This window comes from Chryseobacterium limigenitum (genome assembly GCF_900114875.1).
In the GTDB taxonomy this organism is placed as follows: domain Bacteria; phylum Bacteroidota; class Bacteroidia; order Flavobacteriales; family Weeksellaceae; genus Chryseobacterium; species Chryseobacterium limigenitum.
Window position 1 is genome coordinate 213,247 of sequence record NZ_FPKW01000003.1, and the last position, 23,542, is coordinate 236,788.

Genomic DNA, 23,542 nt, shown 5'->3' on the forward strand with positions numbered 1-23,542 from the left:
ATGTATAAAAACCTAATCGCTATATTTTTTCTTATCGTACTGACAGGATGCGGAAAAGCACAGAATACCAAAAGCGAAAGCAGCCTTCCTGCCACAGAATTTTCTAAAAAATTAGACCAGACCAGGGATGCACAGCTGGTGGATGTAAGAACGCCCGGAGAATTTCGAAACGGACATCTGAAAAATGCAATGAACATCGACTGGAATGCAGATGATTTCGGTGAAAAAGCAAAAACTCTCGATAAAGCAAAACCTGTTTTCGTGTATTGTATGAGCGGGCCGAGAAGTACGGCGGCGGCTGTAAAACTTCATGAGATGGGTTTTAAAAGCGTCTATGAAATGCAGGGCGGAATGATGAAATGGAGAAATGCCAACTTGCCCGAAATCAAAGCTTCAACTTCTGCAGGAATGAGTCTTGTCCAGTACAACGAAATGCTGAAAAGCGATACGCCTGTTCTGGTAGATTTCTATGCAGAATGGTGCGCTCCGTGCAAAAAAATGGAGCCTTATCTTAAAAAAATAGCATCGGAAATGCCGGATAAAGTTAAGATTATAAGAATCAATGCGGATGAAAACACAGAACTTTGTAAAGAGCTGAACGTTTCCGCGCTTCCGGTTCTGAAACTTTATAAAAATAATAAAATAGTTTGGAATAACCTTGGTTTTGTATCCGAACAGGAAGTGAAGAAGCAGATTTTACAATAAAATGAATATATTTAAAATATGGCTCAGAAGAAACTGGAGTACGGTACTTTTGGGCATAATATTTATAGTGTTGCTTGTAAGTCCGGATGCTAAAGCGTGGCTGATGCGTCAGATTATTTCAACAGGTCTTCTCAATTCAAAGATTGAAAAAAAGACGACAGAAAAACCTTCCAATAAAAGTACTGCAGTTTCTGTACAAAATTTCAGTGTCAGAAACGATAAAGGGAAAATCATCAATACTTCTGACCTAAAAGGAAAAGTGGTATTTATCAATTTCTGGGCTTCGTGGTGTCCGCCCTGCCGTGCAGAATTTCCTTCGATTCAGAAATTTTATGAACAATACAAAGAAAATGAAGGCCTTGTTTTCATTACTGTGAACCTCGATGAAGAAGTGGATGCGGGAAAAATTTATCTAGAAAAAGAACAGTTCAGCGTTCCGTTTTTAGTCCCTAATGGCAATATCCCGAATGAATATTTCAGAGGTTCGCTTCCGACAACGGTGGTCTTGGATAAAGCAGGAAAAATAAGGATGCATCACGCAGGAATGGCTGATTACAGTAAAGATTCGTTTTACGAAGAAATCAATCAGTTATTAAATGAATAAAATGAAAAATACTGTTTAAATACTTGTTTTTTTCACCAGTACTAATAAGCTTTAATGCTTTTGCTCGAATGTAAAGCCTTGTACGTAATCAACGAATCCAACGATAACAAAATCCGGACTATCTGATTTGTGAATAACTTTATTATCATGTAAATAGTTACTTGATGGAGGATTGCTATTTTGCGCTGCGTAGATAAAGGGTAGAGCCAAGAAGTCCTTTTCATTTTCGTAAAAGCAGAGTCTCTTTATTATTCTAATGTCAATCAATGATTAATTTTTTTTACATCTTTCATTAGGATCCTGCCTTTTTTAGGACAAGGTTTTTATAGTTTTTATCTTTAAGAATGTGAAAATAGTTGCGAGTTTAGCGTGTATTGTTGTAAATAATTAATTAAAGCACTGCTATTGTTGTAATTTTTACTTGTAAAATAGGTAAATTTACAAAATTCATAATATGTCTGCTCCTTTTTAAAATGTAATGTTTATGAAACAATATCTACTCAAAAAGATAAATTATTCAATCATTAAAAAAGCAAATTTAGACAAAAGACTTCTTTTTATTCTGCTTTTTTGGGGTTTTGAATTTAAAGCTCAATCCAGTGTCACTGAAATTGACACCATGCAAACCAAGGTCTTTAATAAGCTGGTAAAAGAAGGTGATTTTAATGGAGTGATTGTACAGGAAAGAAAATTTATTGAAGAGAGTAAAAAAAGAGATTATAAAAAAGGTGAAATTAGAGGATGCATCAATATTGCCAATGTTCTGAATGCGATGAAGAGAAACCGGGAAAGCTTGAAATTTCTCGAAATTGCGACAGTAAAACTTAAAAATGACGATGACGATAATGAACTGCAGGCTTATTTACATTATGTCTATGGTAAAAACTATTACTCATTGGAGTTATATGAGCGTTCCATCAAGTCTTTTAATATAGCTTTGGAGTTTGCGGAAAAAATCAAAAACAAAAAAGAACGGGAAAAAAGAATTTATTCTATTTATGACTGGAAAAGATCGAGCTTTGAATTTCTGGGAATGATGGATTCTGTATACAGTACTGAACATAAATGCATGAGGTCTCCAATGCCTATGCTGTATATTACTATTGCAGAAAGGCATTATAAAGACCATAATATTGATTCTGCGGAATATTACGTTAATAAGGCAAATAATTTACTGTTCACCAAGCAGATTCCTCTTGAGGGAAAGGCTAATGTTTTGCGGGCTTTTGGCAGGTTAAATATAGAGAAGCGGAATTATGCTAAAGCTCTGGACTACCTGCTAAGCTCTTTAGAAATTACTCAGAAAGCCAAGCTAAGAAATAGAGACTTAGAATCCTATAAACTAATTGCTAAGGCATATAAAGGACTTGATAACCTTGGTATGGAAAATGAATATCTATCAAAATATTCCAACTTGAATGATAGTTTACAAAGAGAAACTAAAGCAGTTGTTAACACGGTTATCGAAAAAATGCTTACTGAGCAGGAAGAAAATGAAAGAAGAACTCATCGCAAGCTTTATTATATTATTTTCACAATTATTTCTATCAGCGGTATTGTAATTTACCTTATTTATAACAGGTATAAAACCCGACAAAAACTAAAAGATACTTTGATAAATCAGAAGGTATTGGAGTCTGAAGAACTTAAACGGAAATTGGATAATACATATGAAGAATTGATTCATCTTGCTGTACATTCTGATCCTTCTTTCATGAACAGATTTAAAGAATTATATCCTGAATTTTATGATAATCTTACTTCAAAATACGAGAGTCTTACCTTAAATGACATGAAGCTATGTGCGTTTATAAAACTAAATTTTTCTAATAAAGAAATTGCAGAGTATGATCACATTTCATTAAGGACTGTTGAATCGAAAAAATACCGATTACGGAAAAAGCTGAATCTTTCTGGTGATATAGATTTTAATAAATGGGTTATGGAGCATTAATGATTTTTTTTGTTTAAGCTAAAATAATAAAAACACAAACAAAGAGACGCTAATTTTAAAATATTGTTTATCAGTGTCTTAAATAGTGCAGTGCAAATGCAGTGTAAACTTTTTTAAACCTTTATTATAGATTTGTTATGAAAATTTTAAGCAAACAGCATTCTATTCTACATTCATTCAGAACAGCTATTTGTTATAAAATTAATAAACACTAACTGATTATTTAAAGCGATGAAAAAAAAAATTACTGTATCCCGGTCATTTATCATGTAAATGAAGGTATGATTCCTGTCTTCGATATCTGTAGTATATGAAAGATATTTTATACGACAGAATTTAGACCGTACCTGTTCATTTTCTACAATGTCCCCACCCTTATTTTACTAGCCCTAAAAACAGCATAGAATGAAAAAAACACTATTTTTTGTAAATGTACTGATATCAATATTCGCATTCGCGCAAGTAGGTATTAATGAAATTAGTCCCACAGCCACTTTAGATATTAAATCTAAAGGAAACACAAATGCAACTAAAGCACTTGAAGTAAACAACTCCAGTGGGACAGAAATTTTCACTGTTCTTGACAACGGAAATGTCGGAGTCAATGTTTCTAATCCCACAGCAAAGCTGCATACTAACGGAAGTATAAGGTATGAGAACCTTCCCATAGTTTCCGGAAGTGTATCACCTCTGGCTATAAAAAGTGATGGAACAGTTGGAACATATGTTCCGGAGCCCACCAAATATCTTTATATGGAGATGGCATCATCTGTTACAACGTCTAATTTTACACTTTCAGATACGGGGGTTTATACCAGTATTCCACTTACTTCTGCCCAATCTGTGACTAATACCATTACTGCCGGATTTGGTACTGACGCTTCAGCTACTTTAAATGTAAACAGTACTGCCATTTCATCTTCCAATGTAAGGTATATCTCATTTCCGGATCCTGGTGTGTACAAAATAAATCTAACTTATTATACATCCTGTACCGGAAGCCCTGCAGACTCTTCAAATAATATGTTGGGAATAGGAACGGCTTTATTCAAGGCAAGTTCTGCAAGTACCAGTTACAGCAGGCAGGCTGTAGTACGTTATAATGGTTTACCCAGAAGAAATGATACGGGTACTGTCATTGCTGGCCCTTACAATTTTGCACTTCCCCATACTGTTTTCTTGGTATTTGAAACAACGGCTGCCAACGAAAAAATAGCACTTTTTGTAAACTACGGCTTTGGAGATACTTTTACTTCAAATGTCTGCTCTTTTGCCACACCTGCCGGCTTATCCAATAAGATAACAATGAATATTTCTAAATTATGATTCACTAATGATGAAAAAGATCTTTTTTATAACTCTCATTTTGGTTTGTACTGAGGTGTGGGGACAGATGGGGATTAATACAGGTAATCCTTCAGCAGCTTTAGATATTGTTTCAAATGGAAATACGTTGGTTACTAAAGCTTTAGAAGTTAATAATTCAGATAATTCGGAATTATTCAAAATTCACAATAACGGAAATACCGGTATTAATATAGGAACTTCTTCACCTACTGATTTATTGCATATAAAGACAGATATAAAGCACGAAAATTTACCTGTTTTGTCATCTCCTTATAGTCCGCTGGCCGTTGATGCTGCCGGGGCGGCTAAAGTTAAGCCTACATCAACCCAGTATTTTTATTTTAAACGGAGTTCGTCCTTCGGTAATTTTTCGCTTAACAATACAAGTGTTTATACCAATATACCTTTTCCAGCCGGATCAGATGTCCAGGGCAATACTGTGGGTTTTGGATTCGGAACAGATACTTCAGGAACTGTCAATGCACAGTCTGTAAGCAATATCAGCTATTTAACAATCCCTGAACCGGGTGTTTATCTTTTTGAGATGTATCAAACTGCATACTGCAATGGGTTATCAACAACATCTTCAAATACCGGGCAGATTGCTATAAATACATTATTTGCAACAGCCGGCAGTGGAAGTTCTGTTTATTCTACTAATATAATTTTCAGGGATTATGTAATAGCCCGAAGAAATGCATCGGGAGGAATTCATGCCAGTAGTTATGCTTATGCAAATCCACAAAAGCTTGTTGTAGCTTATCAAAGTACTGCTGCGAACGAAAAAGTAGCTTTATTTGTTAACTATGCAGGAGGAGACAGCTACAGTACGCAGTCATGCTTCATGAACCAACCCAATGGAAGTGATAATTATGGTTACCTGATTGTGACCAAACTTTAAAATAAGCAAGTACTTTAAGAAGATTCTAAAAACAAAATGAAAAAATGTATTATTTAAAAATTTCTGTTACTCTTTTCCCCAAGCAGAGTATAACACAGGAGTTTCAAAAAACAACACAAGATTAATTTCTCAATTCAGGCATTTAATATTCTAAACACACAAAAATTCAACAAAATGAAAAAGTTATTACTTTACTTAAGTCCATTTGTATTTACTGCATTATTGAATGCGCAAGTTGGCATAAACACTACCGTACCCAGAAGTACACTTACCGTCAACGGATCTTTTGCCGGACAGTATAAATTGTCTTCCGCATCCACGACATTAGGAGCCAGCGATTTTTATATGGCATTTAATGGTAGTACTGCCGCTACATTTACCTTGCCTGCAGCCACTGTTGCTGCGCCGGCTGCCGGAAATATACAGGGAAGGGTCTATTACATTAAAAATACCGGCAGTGCGCAGCTTACTGTCGCAGCCAACGGTACAGAGCTTATTGATAACCAGACAGGTGCTGGAGTCGCCAATTTTAAACTCAATCCAGCGGGGTATGCTATGCTGATTAGCAGAGGTACTGTTTCTGGAACGACCTGGGAATTATCCACCTTTATTGATAAAACGACATCAACTATTGCTGCACTTGGAGCTACTGACCTGGTAACCTACACCGGAACTGCCTTTACAAACTTTAATAACAGTATCCCCCAGATTGTGCCTTTTGCATTAGGTGATATGATTGTCAATCAGGGTGGATCAGTAACATGGAATGACGCAGGGGACTACTGGCAGATATTGGAATCAGGTGTTTACAAAATAGAAGGCTATGCTTATTTCGGTAGCGGGGGAGCCTTATCCGGGACTTCCCAGTGGACCGGAATTAACCTCAATATCACCAGAAATGGTACGGGCATCTCTAATATAATAGGTGGAAACAGAGGAAACATTATGGATGTTATCGCCCAGTCAGGCAATACACCGATTAATGTTAACTGCATCGTCCATTTGAATGCGGGAGACCGTGTTTATTTAACAATGAACTACGGCGCGGGAGATGTACCGACCACAAGTGTTCGTATTGCAGTTCCAAATTCACTGATAGAAAACAGGAATTTTTCAATGCAGCAGCTGTCTGTGCCTTAATGGCTCTTTTTTCAATCTGAGATTAGATTTTCAGATTGAAAAATATTGAGAAGAGAGATAGCCAATAACACTTTTATTCTTAGAAAATATGAAGTTGTATATATGTATTGTTTTTATGATTACATCATTTTTCCATGCGCAGGCGAATAATGAGAAACAAATAGATTTAATACTTGAAAATTCCTTGAAAAACTTTAATGAAATAAAGTTTAATGAATCACTGAAAAAAGCAAATCACGCCCTTAAGATCTCCGAAAAAAGCAATTATTCAAAAGGAAAAGCGGCTAGCTGTATTTATATCGCTAAAGTTTTACTTGAAGTTGGAGCTTACAATGAAGGTCTTTATTATTTAGAAAAAGCAGAACAGGAACCTTTTGCTGATACGGCAGTTAATTTCAAAACAGAAGTCTGCCGCCTGCGGGGAAGAGTATATGGAAATCTTAAAATGTATAAGCTTGCTGGTAAAGAATTTCATAAGCAGATACAGTATTCTTATAAGATAAAGGACACTCTTAAAAGAAACTTTTCCCTTGTCTGGGCGCATCAAAACTTAAGTCAGATTTTTGAAATGCAAAATAAAAGAGACTCACTTTGGAAGCACTTAAAAATTCAGGAGAGTATTTTAAAAAAAATGAATGAGAAAGAAGTGTACCACATGTTGTATACTACTTATACCCAAAAAGCTGATGAATATATTACTGCTAATGATTTGCCAGAAGCAGAACTATATCTTCAAAAGGCTTTTGGACTTCTAAAAAAGTATCATGTTTCATATCAGCATGATGCCTTGGAGGTATTGGGGAAACTTATAGATAAGAAAGGGGATAAAAAGAAAGCGATTGAATATTATGAAAAAGCGTTACAAAATGCTATTGCCATTGGAGATGGAGATGCCGAAAAACATCTTTATAAAGTCTTGGGTAATTATTATACCGAAAATAAATTTGATATAACAAAAGCTAACGAATATCTGTATAAATATCAGAGTATAAGTGATTCTATTGATCTTCACAACAAGCAGGCAGTGGAAGCTGTACTCGCTCAGATTGTAGAAAAAAAAAATAAAGAAATCACAAGCAGTTTACTTGACTCTAAGTATCTGAATACTCTAATTCTGATATTTTCTTTTTTAATTATTTCACTTTTTTATTTCAAAAGTAAAAGACAAAAGCGGCTACTTGAAAAGAAAGAACAGACGATTGAAGAAAAACAAGTACTTACGGAGGAACTTACAGGGAAACTTAATGATAAAAAATTTAATGAAGTAATTACACTGGCAAAGAATTACAGTCCTGAATTTATCATCCTCTTTAAGGAAGTGTATCCTGAATTTTATAATAACCTTACTTCGAAATACGAGAATCTTACCTTAAATGATATAAAGCTATGTGCTTTTATAAAGTTAAATTTTTCTAACAAAGAGATAGCAGAGTATGATCACGTTTCACTAAGGACTGTTGAATCAAAAAAATACCGGCTGCGAAAAAAATTAAACCTTTCTGTTGATATAGATTTTAATGTCTGGATAAGAAATATGTAATAGCACTACTGTAAAGAGATTGATTTATAAAGAGTGTATTGAATTTAATTATTGATTATCGATTATTGATGAGTTTAATATTCAAATTCTAAAGACAAAGAAAATAGAGAAATGCAAGGACATTATTTCATTTAAAGACATAGTTATATGATCCGTTCATTACAATAAAAAAAATTAAATAAAAACTGATGGTAGAGAAATAAAATATCTTATTGACTTCTAAAAAAAACATATAAACAAATGAAAAAAAACTTTTTAAGTATAGCAATAATTGCCTATACATTTTCCTATTGCCAAATAGGTGTGGGCAAATCAATGCCAACGGCGATGCTCGACATCCAGTCCAAAACCAATACTGCTACAACAAAAGCATTGGAAATCAATAATTCCGGCGGAACAGAAGTTTTTGCTGTATTCAATAACGGAGATGTTGAATTTAAAGGTGCGTTGATGCCGGATAATAACCCGGGAATTTCTAATCAGTATCTGATTTCAAAAGGATCAACATTAGCGCCACAGTGGAAGACATTGGACATTCCTGTTGGCGCAAAACAAATTCAGGAGGTTTTCGAGATTGTAAGTAATGGCAATAGTACAAATGTCCCTGCCAATACGTGGAGAAGAATTTCCTTAAACACGATTAATCTAGCCAGCAACGTAAATATCGGTACCTGGAATGCTACTGCCAATGAATTTACAGTGAATAAAAATGGGCTGTACATGATTACGGCGGGGAGTGCCATGTTTACCAACACAACAGCTTCAGACGATTCCGGGAAAATGAGAATTTATTCCGGCAGTTCTTTTTTTGAGTATGGCGCCCTTACAATACAATGCTTTCCCTGTTCTGTTGTCGTTTACACAGATAATTCAAATGGGGAAATAATGGTGAATTTGAATGCAGGAGATAAAATATGGATAGAAGCACAAAATCCTGTTCCCTGGGTTTTGGAAAGAGCCTTTATGCACATTAAATATGTTGAATTATAAAATAAACACAAATGAAAAAACACACATTTTTAATTTTATTTACTCCCGCCTTATTTTGCTCACAAGTGGGCATTAATACAAAAACACCATCCGCTACATTGGATATTGTTTCTAAAAATAATACGAATGCTACGCAAGCCATGATTATCAATAGTAATACATCATCAGCAATAATGAAGGTTTCTGATAATGGCAATTTTTATTTCAAAGGATCTTTGTCGGCCAATAATGTTTCAGGAACAGATGAATGGGTATTAACTTCCAACGGAAATAGCAATAGTCCGCAATGGGTAGATATTAACAATACCGCATTGGGTAAGTACGTCTTAGTGGCGTATAATGCTTACAACAGTACAACCTCTTCTTACATTAATGCCAATACCTCCGAAAGAATCAATTTTACAAATACCAATTTGGTGAGTAGCACTGTTGGTACATGGAATACTACGACAAAAGAGTACACAGTAAGCAAATCCGGGGTTTATGATGTGGTGGTTAACACAAAAATATCAACTCAAAGTAATAACAGCAATAGAACAAGCAGTCTTTTTCTGCAAATTGGCACCTACAAGCAAGGATCGCGTGGGGAAAATGTAGCAGGTAGTTTAACAAGTTCTCATCTTACTACAAAAGCAACACGATATCTCACCGCAGGTGAAAAAATATATGTAACAGTAAGTTCCAATACCAACTGGCGCTTTGATAACAGTACCATTAATATTAATTATTCTGAAAGAACATTATGATGAAGAAAGCATATAAGAAAACACTTCTATTCCTTGTTTTTACCAGCCAGATCTTTTTTTCGCAAATAGGAATTAATACCGCTAATCCCCAGGCAATGTTAGAAGTGGTGGCAAAACCAACATTCACAGCGAATGATAAAGTATTGGAGGTAAGAAACTCCGTTTCATATTCATTATTAAACGTAAAGAACAATGGAAATGTAAATATTGGTAAGGCATTAAAACCAAACAGCTTAGCAGGAAATGTCGGCGATATTTTGGTTTCACAGGGGCCTAATACCCCTCCTGTATGGAAGAAAAGTATTGTAGATGCACCTACCATTCAAATTTTCAGTGCACAAAGAAATACAACCTCCACGACACCTGTTTACAGTATGCAGGGGAGGGTTCTTGATTTTCCAACTATTAACACCAGCCCCACAGCTGATATTGGTACCTGGGATTCTAATACAAACGTTTTTACTGTGAATAAAAAAGGAATTTACCATATTACAACTGGAATGGATGCTCCCGGCAACTTTACAAATAATAGTAATCTTGCGCTCTTTATTACCACACCCAATTTTTATCAGACGGCTAGCGGAATTATATATCCTAGTGGCGGTGGAAATAATTTTTCAACGAATACAATACTTTCTGTAGTGCTTAACCCTGGTGATGTTATTTATATATCCGCCACATCTGGGAGCTCTACATGGTATCAGGGGTCATCTTTTCTCAGCATTTTGTACAGTGAACTACCATAATTAATGAATATCGCTGATAGGATGACCTATGAAAGCGACAAGCATTAATTAACTGTATAATGACAAATTTTGGTCTTTTAGCATAGGAGAAAATTTTTATTATTCTACTTTTTTTAATTACAGAGTGAAAAAGTATTTCTTCTACACTCTGTAATTCTTCCTAAGTTGAATTAGTACAAAATTGAATAGTATTATAAACAAAAATTTAGCTGTTCAGCGATGTATCATTTTATAAAGAAAAGGTTTTTATAAAATTTAGTTTGCATCAATATCAGTTCCTTAGCTAGATAAATGACAACAAATTTACTCTATGAGGTAATACTATAATTAAAATAATTTTATAAAATACTAAAAATGAATTTCAAGGAAATCCATATTGGGGAATTGATCGAAAAAAGAGTTTCAGAAAAAGAAATAGAAGCTATACGAATCGGTAAGTTTCTTAATTGTACAGAAAGTGAAATAACACAAATGTACAAGTCAAAAGATTTGAGTACAGAAATTTTATTACGATGGAGCAAACTGTTGGAATACGATTTCTTTAGAATTTATTCTCAGCATTTATTGCTTTATGCTCCGTCAAACAATAGCTTGAATCAAAATATAGTTGAAGAAAAGAAGAAATCATTACTTCCTGTGTTTCGGAAGAACATCTATACGAAAGAAGTGGTTCATTTTATTCTTGAAATGATTACTTCCGGTGAAAAAACCAAATCACAAATTATCATTGAATACAGAATTCCTAAAACAACACTTGAAAATTGGATAAACAAATACAAAATATAAAACCGGATTACATAAAAATTTACTCGGATATTATACATAAAAAATTTCCGGAGAAGATGGATCAGTGTAAAAAGATACTTCAAAAAGAAAATCTGTCGGAGCTGGATATCTTAGAACTCAACCAAAAGATTTTTGGTAATTCAGAACTTGATGCGGAGAGGTTCAATCAGAGACACCGCGCATATAATGAAGCAGCCATTAAACAAATATTGAATTATCAGAGTAAAAACAGATGTAATAATACAGAATTAGCAAAGTATTTCAAATTAAGCAGAAATACGGTTATAAAATGGAAAAAATTATTTATTGACAAAAATAATAATTTAGAAAACAGAGATTGATTATATCTTTTAATGTTAATGAAAATCTGACATATAACATGAATAAAGATGTTATTTAAAATCATTCTGAAAAGAAAAAGGACTAATTTTGTTCTGTGAGAAAGTTCATTTCCATAATATTACTTTCCTTTTATTTGGTTTCAACAACTGAGTTGTATCAGTTGCTGAAGATTCCCGTACTTATAGAACATTTTATAGAGCACAAGGAACAAAATGCAGAAATTACTCTTATGTCTTTTCTTAAAATGCATTATGACCATCCTGTAAAAGATGCGGATTATCAGACCGATCAAAAACTACCTTTCATCGCTCATTCTTTTCCCCTTGCTCTTGTTTTTACTATAAGTCCTAATATCACATTTGAGGTCAAAAAGCAGATAATAACAGATCATCACGAGAAAGTTTATTCTTATGATGAACCTTTTTATGATAAAGGTGCTTTACATTCTATCTGGCAGCCTCCTAAATACTGTTAATTATTTCCGTTTATTTTTACGGTTCAACACACTTTGTGTTGGTCTCTTATCCTGCTGTGATTTGGCCGGACTCAATCACCTTGTGTTTTCTGTTCTTTTAATAAGAATAGAAGGTTACATTCTTTCCTGACAGGAATAGGAGCAAATATTATTTATTTCAAATAAGATTAACAGAATTATTTATGCTTACAAAAATCATTGAGTTTTCTGTAAAGAATAAACTCATTATAATACTATTGGTTTTTGGACTGATCGGTGTAGGAACCTATCAGGTAACCCAATTGCCCATAGATGCAGTTCCTGATATTACCAATAATCAGGTTCAGGTGATAACAACCGCTCCCTCATTCGGAGCTACCGATATCGAAAGACTCGTTACTTTTCCCATAGAACAGGCCAACAGTAATATTTCAGGACTAAAAGAGATCCGTAGTTTCTCGCGGTTTGGCCTTTCACTGGTTACCATCGTTTTTGATGACGATATTGATATTTACTGGGCGAGACAGCAGGTCGCAGAAAGACTGCAGCAGGTGCAGAATCAGATCCCCCAGGATGTTGGAACACCCGCTTTAGGACCTATTTCGACAGGGCTTGGTGAAATTTATCAGTACGTCGTCCGTCCCCAAAAAGGATACGAAAGTAGATATGATATTACGGAACTCCGTACCCTGCAGGACTGGATTGTCAGAAGACAGCTGCTTGGTGTAAAAGGTGTTGCGGAAGTCAGCAGTTTTGGAGGAAAACTGAAACAATATGAAATTTCGGTAAATCCTGATAAGTTGAATGCGTACGGAATTACCATTACTGATGTTTTCGATGCATTAAAGACCAATAATCAGAATACAGGCGGTTCTTATATTGAAAAAGGACCTACGGTTCTATACATACGAAGCGAAGGATTGGTTGGAAGTCTTGATGATATTAAGAATATTTCTATCTCCACCAAGAACAATGATGTCCCTTTATTTATAAGAGACATTGCAGATGTGAGGTATGGTTATGCAACAAGATTCGGGGCAATGACTTATAATGATAACGGCGAAGTTTCAGGTGCGATTGTGATGATGCTGAAAGGTGAGAATAGTAGTGAGGTCATCAAAAATGTAAAAACTAAAATCGAGCAGATCCAGAAAACTTTACCTGAAGGAGTTGTGATAGAGCCATTTTTAGACAGAACTAAAATGGTAAACAACGCCATTGGTACCGTTGAAAAAAATTTAATGGAAGGTGCCCTGATCGTGGTTTTCGTACTGGTTTTGTTTCTGGGAAATTTCCGTGCAGGTTTATTGGTAGCTTCCGTTATCCCTCTGGCAATGCTTTTTGCCATTTGTATGATGAATCTCTTCGGAGTCAGTGGTAATCTGATGAGCCTTGGTGCGCTGGATTTCGGACTGATTATAGACGGCGCCGTGATTATTGTAGAATCGGTCATGCATCAGTTTACCCATAATGCCAAATTTCGGAAAGCGCTGTCAGTTTCAAAACAGGAAATGGATACCATAGTCATAGATTCCGCAGGAAAAATGATGAACAGTGCTGTTTTCGGACAAATTATTATCCTTATTGTGTATCTGCCTATTTTAACATTGCAGGGGATCGAAGGAAAAATGTTCAAACCAATGGCACAAACCGTTGCCTTTGCTTTATTGGGAGCATTTCTACTTTCACTTACTTATATTCCGATGATGAGTTCTATTATTTTAAGCAAAAAAATAAGCCATAAAATGAATTTCTCAGACCGTTTGATGGCAAAAGCTGAAAGCATTTACCGCAAAACCTTATTAAAAGTTTTAAGAATACCGAAAACCATTTTCAGTATTGTTATTGTTCTTTTTATTCTTGCCGTTGTAGTTCTGAGCAGAATGGGTGGTGAATTTATCCCTTCATTGGAAGAGGGTGATTTTGCTGTTGATACCAGAGTTCTCCCCGGAAGTAACCTCAAAACCACGATTGAAAGTACACAAAAAGCAGCACACATCCTGAAAACCCGCTTTCCTGAAGTTCAGAAAGTAGTCACCAAAATAGGAAGCGGAGAAGTTCCCACCGACCCGATGCCGATGGATGCTTCGGATATGATGGTTATTCTGAAAGATAAAAGCGAATGGACTTCCGCCAAAACCTTTCCCGAGCTTTCCGGGAAAATGAGCAAGGCTCTGGAAGATGTTCCGGGAATTACAGTTGGCTTTCAATATCCCGTCCAGATGCGTTTTAATGAATTGATGACAGGCGCAAGACAGGATGTTGTTTTGAAAATATTCGGAGAAGATCTGGAAACTTTGGTTAAAAATGCCAATCAGCTTGGGAAAATAATCAATACTGTAGAAGGAACTCAAAATCTTTATATTGAACCTGTTTCAGGTCTTCCGCAGGTTATAATTCAGTACAACAGACCGGTGATCGCACAATATCATTTGTCGATTGGAGATATTAACAGAATTATTAATACCGCTTTTGCAGGGCAAAGCACAGGCCTTATTTTTGAAGGTGAAAAGCGCTTTGATCTGGTGGTCAGATTAAATAGCAATGACCGTAAGAATCTGGAGGATGTAAAGAATTTACTGGTTCCCACACCTTCAGGTAATCAGATTCCGCTTTCGCAGCTTGCCAATATCGACATCAAAGATGGTCCTAACCAAATCCAGCGTGAGAACGGACAGCGAAGAATTGTGGTAGGTTTCAATATCAAAAACCGAGATGTTCAGGGAATTGTAGAAGAACTTCAGGCTAAGGTGGACAAACAGCTTAAGCTTCCTCCGGGATATTACGTCACGTATGGAGGTTCTTTCGAAAACCTTAAAAATGCCAAAAATAGGCTGATGATCGCAGTGCCGATTGCTTTGGTTTTAATTTTCGTGTTGTTGTTTCTTGCTTTTAATTCTGTTAAAGAAAGTCTTTTGATTTATACGGCGATTCCGCTTTCTATTATTGGAGGAGTGTTCTTACTGGCTGCCAGAGGAATGCCTTTCAGTATCAGCGCCGGCGTAGGATTTATTGCGCTATTTGGAGTGGCTGTCCTTAATGGAATTGTCTTGATTTCAGAATTCAACAGATTGTATAAAAATGGAATTAAAAATATTGTGAGAATTGTTGTCGATGGAGGAGAAGCAAGATTAAGACCTGTTCTGATGACCGCATTTGTTGCTTCATTGGGGTTTATCCCGATGGCGGTGAGCAACGGAGCCGGAGCAGAAGTCCAAAGACCATTGGCAACCGTGGTGATAGGTGGACTTTTGATTGCCACATTACTCACGCTTTTTGTACTTCCGCTGCTTTACGTAACTATTGAAAAAGGATTTAAAATGAAAAATAATCGCAAAAATAGAATAACACCTGTTCTTATCATCTTTTTTGTATTGACAGGAAGTGTTATGAAATCTCAAACCAAAGTCACTTTAAATGAAGCTGTTGATATAGCTTTGAAAAATAATAGAGGCCTGAAAAGTGAAAAATTAAAATCAGAATATGCAAAAGCACTGATCAAATCTTCTTCAGACATTCCTCAGACAGGAGTTTCTGCGGATTACGGACAGATTAACAGCGCGTATCGTGATATGAAATTCGGGATTTCCCAAAACATTGCATTTCCCACGGTTTACAAAAGACAGAAAAATCTGTACACTGAGGAATGGAAAAAAAGCGAACTCAATATTTCATTGAAAGAATATCAGCTGAAAAAAGGAGTAACCCTTACATTCTACAATATTCTGTATTGGCAGGAAAAGGAAAAAATTCTGAATGAATCGTTAGATTTTTATTCTCAATTTCTGGATAAGGCGACTTTAAGATTAAAAAGCGGTGAAAGCAATATTCTGGAAAAAGCAACTGCTGCCAATCAAAAATCAGCTATTGAAATCCAGATTAAGCAGGTAAAACAGGAACTCAGAACTTTGCAGCTGCAATTGCAATGGCTTGTTAATTCAGAAACAGAATTAATTCCCGAGGGAGAACCTATTTTTTCTCTTTCTCGTTTACAAACTGATGTTTCCGGCAATCCTTCGTTAAAAATATTGGAACAGCAAAAAAATATTGCAGCACAGCAAACGGCTTGGGAAAAATCCAAATTACTGCCGGGTTTGCAATTCGCCTATAATCTAAACAGTTTCCGTGGGATGGGTGCAGATGATAAAGTGTACAATGCTTCACCACAGTTTCATTCTTTTCAGCTGGGAGTTTCTGTTCCGATATTTTCGGGAAGCCAGAAAGCAAGAATTGAAGCTTCAAAAATTGCAGAATCGGTCAGTCAGAATGATTGGGAAAATGCGCAGTTTACATTAAATAATCAGTATAAAAAACTATCAGAGATTCAGCAGAAAAATCTGGACATTGTTTCTCAGTACGAGAAATATGAACTGAAAAATGCCAATACCATTCTTGAAACTGCCCAAAAACAGTTCATCAACGGAGAAATCAATTATCTGGAATTCGTAATGCTTGCCAATCAGGCAATCAGTATCAAAAATAATTATACAGATGCGGTTTGGAGTCTTAATGAAAGCATCATTGAACTGGAATATATTACTTTAAATCAATAAATTATGTTAAAATCAATTCAAAATAAATATTCGATTGTATTCATGCTTATCCTCTTTTTTACGGTTCAGTGCCATAAAAAAGGAGAAACTGTTACAAAGCCGGCTCCTCCAAAAGATGAAAGTATCGTTACGCTTACCGATGCTCAGCTTAAAAACACACCTATACAAACAATGTCACTTTCTGTGAAAAATATTTCTACGGTTCTTAAAATCAACGGAAAAATAGATGTTCCGCCACAGAATCTGGTTTCAGTAAGTGTTCCATTGGGAGGGTATCTGAAAAGTACTAACCTATTGCCGGGAATGCAGGTGAAGAAAGGGCAGGTGATTGCTGTTATCGAAAATCCTCAGTTTATCCAGCTTCAGCAGGATTATCTGATGGCAAAATCAAAGCTTCATTTTGCAGAACTGGACTATAACAGACAGAAAAAGCTGAACCAGAGTAAGGCAAGCAGTGATAAAGCAATGCAGCTGGCGCAGTCTGAGATGAACAACCAGAGAATTATGATGAATAGTCTGGCGGAACAGCTTCTGCTCGTTAATATCAATCCGGGAAGTCTGAGTTCGGGAAATATCAGAAAAAGTGTTCCGGTCTACAGCTCGATCAATGGTTTTGTGAGCAAGGTAAATGTGAATATAGGAAAGTTTGTAAATCCGTCTGATGTTTTATTCGAACTCATTAATCCTAATGATATTCATCTGAACCTTAAAGTATATGAAAAAGATCTCGAAATGCTGAAAATAGGACAAAGATTTACAGCCTATACCAATGCGCATCCAGAGAAAAAATACGTTGGAGAAATTATTTTGATCAGCAAAGATATTAATGCGGACGGAACGGCAGATGTGCATTGCCATTTTGAACAATATGACCAGAACCTTACTCCCGGAATGTATATGAATGCTGAGATCGAGACCGAGACATCATTTTCCAATGCACTTCCTGAAGAGAGTATCGTCAATTTTGAAGGTAACGATTATGTTTTTGTTCAGGAAAAAAAACAAACCTATAAACTGATTCCTGTAACGTTGGGAGAATCTGAAAATGGTTTTGTCCAAATTAAAAATGTTGAGGTTTTTGAGAACAGAAAAATTGTGGTCAAAAATGCATACACACTTTTGATGAAGCTTAAAAATACAGCGAGTGAAGAGGAATAATTCCAATTAAATAATAAAAAAAATAAATTCAAAACCTAAAATAATGAATAAGTCAATTTTTAATCTAAAAAATATTTTAACTATACTGTTGTTACTGTTTATCGGCATTCAGTTTATTGATGTTAAAAAAAATATCAGCCAGAGCAGATCTGCTAATGCTATCGAAAATTATTATACAATACCTGTAAAAGTTCAAACCATTTTGAAAACAAGCTGCTACGACTGCCATTCCAACAATACTTCTTATCCTTGGTACAGTAATGTGCAGCCAGTAAAATGGTGGTTGGCTGATCATGTGGATTCTGGAAAAAGACATTTGAACTTTGATGAATTCAATACGTATAGCCGTGATAAAAAGCTTGAGAAACTCGATGAGATTATTGAAACGATAAAAGAGGGCGAAATGCCGCTTACTTCTTACACAGCTATTCATCAGAAGGCAAAACTTTCGATGTCTGATCAATCTGAAATAGAAAAATGGGTAAATGAAACTAAGAGGGACGTTAAATAATTGATTGTCCATAATTTAAAATCATTCTTAACGAAACATTTCATAATTTTGATTAGTGAAAAAGTTGATTTCCATATTGTTGTTGTCATTGTATTTGGTTTCTACAACCGAACTGTATCAGCTTTTGAAAATCCCGCAACTTATTGAACATTATTGTGAACACAAAGCTTTAAATCCGGAAATGTCTCTTACGGCATTTTTGAAAACGCATTATGATCATCCTGTTAAAGACGGTGATTACGGCAAGGATCAAAGGTTGCCTTTTATTATTCATTCTGCACCTCTTGCATTGGTTTTTACGGTCAATCAGGGATTCAGTTTTGAAAACAGAAGCAATTTCTTTCAACAGGTAAAATCGCATAAAATACCGTGTTGCGACGAAGACTTTTATTGTAAAGGATTTCTAAACTCCGTGTGGGAGCCGCCAAGATATGTATTTTCATAATTCATTTTAATTATTTGGCTTAAACGTAAGCCAAACCTATCGTCTATTCTTACAAACAAAATCATTATAAATTCTAAGTAATGAAAACAATAATTTCAGCCTTATTAATGGTTGTATTTGCTGTAGGTTTCCACGCACAAAACAGGTTGGAAACTGCCAAAAAAACAGCTACAGAAAATAAAGAACTTATTTTACTCAATTTTTCCGGTTCAGACTGGTGCATTCCGTGCATTAAGCTTCATAAAAATATTATCGAAACAGAAGATTTCAAAAAGTTGGAAACAGAAAATGTGATCGTCTACATCAATGCAGATTTTCCAAGAAACAAGAAGAACCAGCTTTCTCCCGAACTGAAAAAGGAAAATGCTTCACTTGCGGATCACTACAATTCAAAAGGACTGTTTCCTTACACCCTTTTATTGAATTCCGAAGGAAAAGTGCTGAAAAGCTGGGAAGGCCTTCCTTCTGAAAATGCTTTGGCTTTCAGCAAAGAGATCAGAAGTATCAAAGAAAATCAAAAACAGTAGAGAGTTATGCTAAGAGAATTCAAGAGACCTCAGAAATTAATGGGGAATGCTTTTGAAATCACGGTTGTTGATCATGATGAAAAGATGGCACATCAACATATTGACGCTGCCATCGATGAAATCCGGAGAATTGAAAAACTGCTAACGACCTTCAGTGAAGAAAGCCACACCTGTCTTATTAATCAAAATGCAGGAATACAGCCTGTGAAAGTTGATTGGGAAGTTTTTAATCTCATTGAAAGAAGTCTTAGAATCAGCAGCATAACAGACGGATATTTTGATATTTCTTATGGTGGAATTGATAAAAGTTTCTGGAATTTTGATCGTGAAATGAAACAGCTTCCTGATCCTGAATTGATTAAAGAACATTTGAAGCTGGTCAATTATCAGAATATTCTGCTGAATCGCGAAAACCAGACTGTCTTTCTGAAAGAAAAAGGAATGAGGATCGGTTTCGGAGGAATAGGAAAAGGGTATGCTGCGGAAATGGCAAAAATGCTTCTTCAAAAAAGAGGGGTTGTTTCGGGAATTGTAAATGCGTCCGGTGATCTGGCGACTTGGGGCAGTCAGGCAGACGGAAAACCTTGGACTGTCGGAATTGCCGATCCTGATAATGCAAAACAGCCATTTTCGTATATGAATATCACAGATATGGCCATCGCAACTTCCGGAAATTATGAAAAATTTGTCGTCATAGACGGTAAAAAATATTCTCATACCATTAACCCGAAAACCGGAATGCCGGTTTCGGGTGTAAAAAGTGTTACCATTTTTTGTCCGAACGCAGAAATTGCCGATGCAATGGCAACTCCAGTAAGCATTATGGGAATTGATTCTGCCCTCAATATGGTGAATCAGATCAATCATCTGGAATGCATCATTATCGATGATCAGGACAAAATTTATTCATCTCAAAACATTAATTTAAAATGAAAATATTTATGTCGTTCTGAACGAAATATAATGCCGTAAAGGATTTCAATTCGTAGCTAAGATCTTACCTCAGAAAGACAAAATAATTTCCTAAAAAACAAATCAAAATGAAAAATTTCATAAAAATAACAGCAGCAATTTGCCTGCTCATCACAATTGTTTCAATGCAATCCTGTACCACCGTAAAAGAATACGAAAAAAACAAACTTAACGATGCCGAAATGGTTCTTGGAAACAGAACAGTCGAAAAAACCGAACTCAGTTTTCAATCTTATCGTGAAGGATCGTCTGGAGCCAATGCCGGAAAAGTTGGCGGAGGTTGCGGATGTAATTAAAAGAAGAGTAATTGTAAAATTTAATTGTGATTTAAAATGAAAAAATTGATAATAAGTATCGTTGCTCTTTTCGGAATTTTCAATGCAAAAGCGCAGGAAAATACAAGCAGCGAGCCGAAAAAACTGACTTTTGATGAAGCCAATCTGGTTTCCAGCTATTACAAACAGGATGGGAACAATTCGGCAGTCACAGGAGGAATCGGTACAGAGAAACTTACAGACATTTCCAATACCATTGATGTAACGATGGTAAAATATGATAAAAAAGACAGAAAGAATAAATTCAATTTTAGTGTTGGGATTGACCATTATACATCGGCATCTTCCGATATGATCGACCTGAAAGCCAATTCATCCGCCTCTCACGCCGACAATAGAATTTATCCTGCATTAAGCTGGAGCCGTGAAAACGAAAGCAAAGGAACAACTTTGATGGCAGGAGTTTCATTCTCGACAGAATTCGATTATCAGTCTTATGGCGCAAACATTGGCTTTTCCCAAAAAACAGCCAACAGAATGGGAGAATTTACGGCAAAGTTCCAGGCTTATCTGGATCAGGTAAAACTGATTGCCCCCATTGAACTGCGAACCAATGGAAGTATAGGAAATGGTGAACATGATAACTATGGAACCAGCGGAAGAAACACTTTTGCCCTTTCGTTATCGTATTCTCAGATCATCAATAAGAATTTCCAAATTGAATTGTTGGCAGACGGAGTTCAGCAGACGGGATATTTAAGTTTACCTTTCCATAGAGTTTATTTTACGGATAATTCTGTTCATCAGGAAGCTTTACCGGATAAAAGATTTAAAATTCCATTGGGAGTGAGAGCTAATTATTTCTTGGGTGATAAAATTATTCTGAGAACCTATTATAGATTTTATACAGATGACTGGGGATTAAAGTCAAATACACTCAGTATTGAAACCCCGGTGAAGATTTCACCTTTTATTTCTGTAAGTCCTTTCTATAGATATTATTCGCAGACGGGGACTAAATATTTTGCACCATATCAGGAACATACTGCTTTTGATGATTATTATACAAGCAACTATGATCTTTCAACATTTAACAGCAACTTTTATGGGGCAGGGATACGTTTCAATCCTAAAAATGGATTATTTGGAATAGAACGTCTTAATATGCTGGAGATTCGATATGGTCATTACACAAAATCTATCGGGATGAAATCTGATATTATTTCACTAAATTTAAGATTTAAATGATAGAATATGAGATTGTTAACCATGATCCTAATCACTTTAACCTGTTCAAACATTTGTTTTGGGCAGGTTACTTATGATTCAGTTACACTAAAAGATTCAAATTTGGGAAGATATAATGACAAAGTATATCAACCCAGTTATAAGAAACTCATTATACCTACCATTTTTATCGGATATGGGGTTTTAAGTTTGAGTTCTGATGCACTGAAAAATCTCAACAGATCTACCCAATATGAAATTGGAGAACATCAGCCAAAACATATTAAATTAGATAATTACACGCAATATTTACCCGTAGTTATGGTGTATGGATATAATCTTGCAGGAATCAGAGGAAAGCATAACCTAAAAGAGAGAACCATTATTTATAGTACTTCTCAGCTTATTTCCGCTGCTTTCGTTTTACCTTTAAAACATTTGGTAAAAGAAGAACGCCCTGATGGATCTAACAATCTTTCTTTCCCTTCCGGTCATACTGCAGCGGCTTTTTCTTCTGCACAGTTTCTATTCAGGGAATATAAAGATGAAAATTTTTGGCTGGCACTTACAGGCTATCCGATTGCTGTTTTTACAGGGATTTACAGAACATTAAACGATAAACACTGGGTAGGAGATGTAGTGGCTGGTGCGGGGTTCGGTATTTTAAGTACCGAATTGGCTTATTGGTTATTTCCCACTGTCAATAAGCTGTTTAATAAAAAGGAATCAAAAAATATCACATTCATATATCCTGTCCTTGAACCTAAAAATTTGGGAGCAGGACTTGTTTTAAACTTTTAATATGCATCATCAATTAGAAAAACATTATGTAAATAGAATAGGCTGGCTTCGTGCAGCCGTTTTAGGAGCAAACGACGGTTTGTTGTCTACTACAAGTATTGTAATTGGCGTTGCAGCAGCACAGCCGGATCGCAATACGATTGTGCTGGCAGCCTTGGCAGGAATGATTGCCGGAGCAATGTCTATGGCTGCCGGTGAGTATGTTTCGGTGAGTTCACAAGAAGATACTGAAAAAGCAGATCTACTGCGGGAGAAGCGAGAGCTTGAAGAAATGCCTGAAGTAGAATTGATGGAATTAGCTAAAATCTATGAGAGGAGAGGCGTAAGTAAAGAGACTGCCTTACAGGTCGCAACCGAGCTTACGGAACACGATGCATTAGCAGCTCACGCACATGATGAACTGGGTATTAATGAAATTACCCAGGCAAAGCCGTTACTTGCAGCTGTTGCATCATTTGGATCATTCGCATTGGGTGCCTTACTGCCTTTTATGGTTTCTTTTTTAGCACCTATTAAGGAAATGGTATACTTCCAATATGGATTCTCTATTATTTTTCTAATGATTTTGGGAGCAATTTCTGCAAAAACAGGAGGTTCTCATATTGGAATTGCTATGCTGAGAATTTGTTTTTGGGGAACGGTCGCCATGGGAATAACTGCTTTAGTGGGACATTTCTTTGGAGTGAGTGTCAATTAAAATATCATTACAGAGTATAGATTTATATCATATGGATTATACAGACTCTATTATAATGATTTGATCTTGGGTAGCTATATTAAAAAGCCTTGTTTAATTATATTTAATTAAACAGGGCTTT

At 35.7% G+C, this 23,542-nt stretch carries 23 protein-coding genes; all 23 read left to right on the forward strand.

Annotation, left to right across the window (positions count from 1 at the left end; all coding sequences use genetic code 11):
* The 23 genes from BT156_RS05950 to BT156_RS06060 all read left to right on the forward strand — a co-directional run bounded on the left by BT156_RS05950 (position 1) and on the right by BT156_RS06060 (position 23,421).
* Entirely contained in the window at positions 1-705 is a 705-nt protein-coding gene (locus tag BT156_RS05950) for a thioredoxin domain-containing protein (RefSeq protein ID WP_072408137.1), read from the forward strand.
* 1 nt (position 706) lies between these two features.
* A complete protein-coding gene (locus BT156_RS05955; RefSeq protein WP_072408139.1) occupies positions 707-1,309 on the forward strand; it encodes a TlpA family protein disulfide reductase in 603 nt (200 codons plus the stop codon).
* 484 nt (positions 1,310-1,793) lie between these two features.
* Positions 1,794-3,263 carry a helix-turn-helix transcriptional regulator gene (locus BT156_RS05960; RefSeq protein ID WP_072408141.1) on the forward strand — a complete coding sequence of 490 codons (1,470 nt, stop codon included), beginning with the start codon at positions 1,794-1,796 and terminating at the stop codon, positions 3,261-3,263.
* Positions 3,264-3,668: 405 nt separating this feature from the next.
* On the forward strand, positions 3,669-4,589 hold the full coding sequence (locus BT156_RS05965) for a hypothetical protein (RefSeq protein WP_072408144.1): 921 nt from the start codon (positions 3,669-3,671) through the stop codon (positions 4,587-4,589).
* Between the two features lie 7 nt (positions 4,590-4,596).
* Positions 4,597-5,511, forward strand: a complete 915-nt coding sequence (locus BT156_RS05970) for a hypothetical protein (RefSeq protein ID WP_139255421.1) — start codon at positions 4,597-4,599, stop codon at positions 5,509-5,511.
* Positions 5,512-5,685: 174 nt separating this feature from the next.
* Positions 5,686-6,651 (forward strand): hypothetical protein, encoded by a 966-nt coding sequence (locus tag BT156_RS05975; RefSeq protein ID WP_072408148.1) that lies wholly within the window; start codon positions 5,686-5,688, stop codon positions 6,649-6,651.
* Positions 6,652-6,739: 88 nt separating this feature from the next.
* Positions 6,740-8,191, forward strand: a complete 1,452-nt coding sequence (locus BT156_RS05980; protein ID WP_072408150.1) for a tetratricopeptide repeat protein — start codon at positions 6,740-6,742, stop codon at positions 8,189-8,191.
* Between the two features lie 240 nt (positions 8,192-8,431).
* Complete coding sequence (locus BT156_RS05985) at positions 8,432-9,181, forward strand: hypothetical protein (protein ID WP_139255422.1); 750 nt, start codon at positions 8,432-8,434, stop codon at positions 9,179-9,181.
* Between the two features lie 11 nt (positions 9,182-9,192).
* On the forward strand, positions 9,193-9,927 hold the full coding sequence (locus tag BT156_RS05990; RefSeq protein WP_139255423.1) for a hypothetical protein: 735 nt from the start codon (positions 9,193-9,195) through the stop codon (positions 9,925-9,927).
* Complete coding sequence (locus BT156_RS05995; RefSeq protein ID WP_139255424.1) at positions 9,924-10,673, forward strand: hypothetical protein; 750 nt, start codon at positions 9,924-9,926, stop codon at positions 10,671-10,673. The genes BT156_RS05990 and BT156_RS05995 overlap by 4 nt, the downstream gene beginning before the upstream one ends.
* Positions 10,674-11,027: 354 nt before the next feature.
* Positions 11,028-11,459, forward strand: a complete 432-nt coding sequence (locus BT156_RS06000) for a transposase (RefSeq protein ID WP_072408158.1) — start codon at positions 11,028-11,030, stop codon at positions 11,457-11,459.
* 56 nt (positions 11,460-11,515) lie between these two features.
* Positions 11,516-11,800, forward strand: coding sequence for a helix-turn-helix domain-containing protein (locus tag BT156_RS06005; RefSeq protein WP_228430000.1), 285 nt, complete (start codon positions 11,516-11,518; stop codon positions 11,798-11,800).
* Between the two features lie 95 nt (positions 11,801-11,895).
* Complete coding sequence (locus BT156_RS06010; protein ID WP_072408159.1) at positions 11,896-12,276, forward strand: hypothetical protein; 381 nt, start codon at positions 11,896-11,898, stop codon at positions 12,274-12,276.
* A 182-nt stretch (positions 12,277-12,458) separates the two neighbouring features.
* Positions 12,459-16,808: a CusA/CzcA family heavy metal efflux RND transporter gene (locus BT156_RS06015; protein WP_072408161.1), complete on the forward strand. Its 4,350-nt coding sequence runs from the start codon at positions 12,459-12,461 to the stop codon at positions 16,806-16,808.
* 3 nt (positions 16,809-16,811) lie between these two features.
* Positions 16,812-17,966: an efflux RND transporter periplasmic adaptor subunit gene (locus BT156_RS06020; RefSeq protein WP_083582301.1), complete on the forward strand. Its 1,155-nt coding sequence runs from the start codon at positions 16,812-16,814 to the stop codon at positions 17,964-17,966.
* Between the two features lie 43 nt (positions 17,967-18,009).
* On the forward strand, positions 18,010-18,477 hold the full coding sequence (locus BT156_RS06025; RefSeq protein WP_072408165.1) for a heme-binding domain-containing protein: 468 nt from the start codon (positions 18,010-18,012) through the stop codon (positions 18,475-18,477).
* A gap of 55 nt (positions 18,478-18,532) precedes the next feature.
* Positions 18,533-18,922 carry a hypothetical protein gene (locus BT156_RS06030; protein ID WP_072408167.1) on the forward strand — a complete coding sequence of 130 codons (390 nt, stop codon included), beginning with the start codon at positions 18,533-18,535 and terminating at the stop codon, positions 18,920-18,922.
* 80 nt (positions 18,923-19,002) lie between these two features.
* Positions 19,003-19,449, forward strand: a complete 447-nt coding sequence (locus BT156_RS06035; protein WP_072408169.1) for a thioredoxin family protein — start codon at positions 19,003-19,005, stop codon at positions 19,447-19,449.
* A gap of 6 nt (positions 19,450-19,455) precedes the next feature.
* Positions 19,456-20,382: an FAD:protein FMN transferase gene (locus BT156_RS06040; RefSeq protein WP_072408171.1), complete on the forward strand. Its 927-nt coding sequence runs from the start codon at positions 19,456-19,458 to the stop codon at positions 20,380-20,382.
* Positions 20,383-20,546: 164 nt separating this feature from the next.
* On the forward strand, positions 20,547-20,717 hold the full coding sequence (locus BT156_RS06045) for a DUF4266 domain-containing protein (protein ID WP_394332859.1): 171 nt from the start codon (positions 20,547-20,549) through the stop codon (positions 20,715-20,717).
* Between the two features lie 36 nt (positions 20,718-20,753).
* On the forward strand, positions 20,754-21,944 hold the full coding sequence (locus BT156_RS06050) for a DUF3570 domain-containing protein (RefSeq protein ID WP_072408174.1): 1,191 nt from the start codon (positions 20,754-20,756) through the stop codon (positions 21,942-21,944).
* Between the two features lie 6 nt (positions 21,945-21,950).
* A complete protein-coding gene (locus BT156_RS06055; RefSeq protein WP_072408177.1) occupies positions 21,951-22,724 on the forward strand; it encodes a phosphatase PAP2 family protein in 774 nt (257 codons plus the stop codon).
* Position 22,725: 1 nt separating this feature from the next.
* Positions 22,726-23,421 carry a VIT1/CCC1 transporter family protein gene (locus tag BT156_RS06060; RefSeq protein WP_072408179.1) on the forward strand — a complete coding sequence of 232 codons (696 nt, stop codon included), beginning with the start codon at positions 22,726-22,728 and terminating at the stop codon, positions 23,419-23,421.
* The last annotated feature ends 121 nt before the right edge of the window (positions 23,422-23,542 follow it).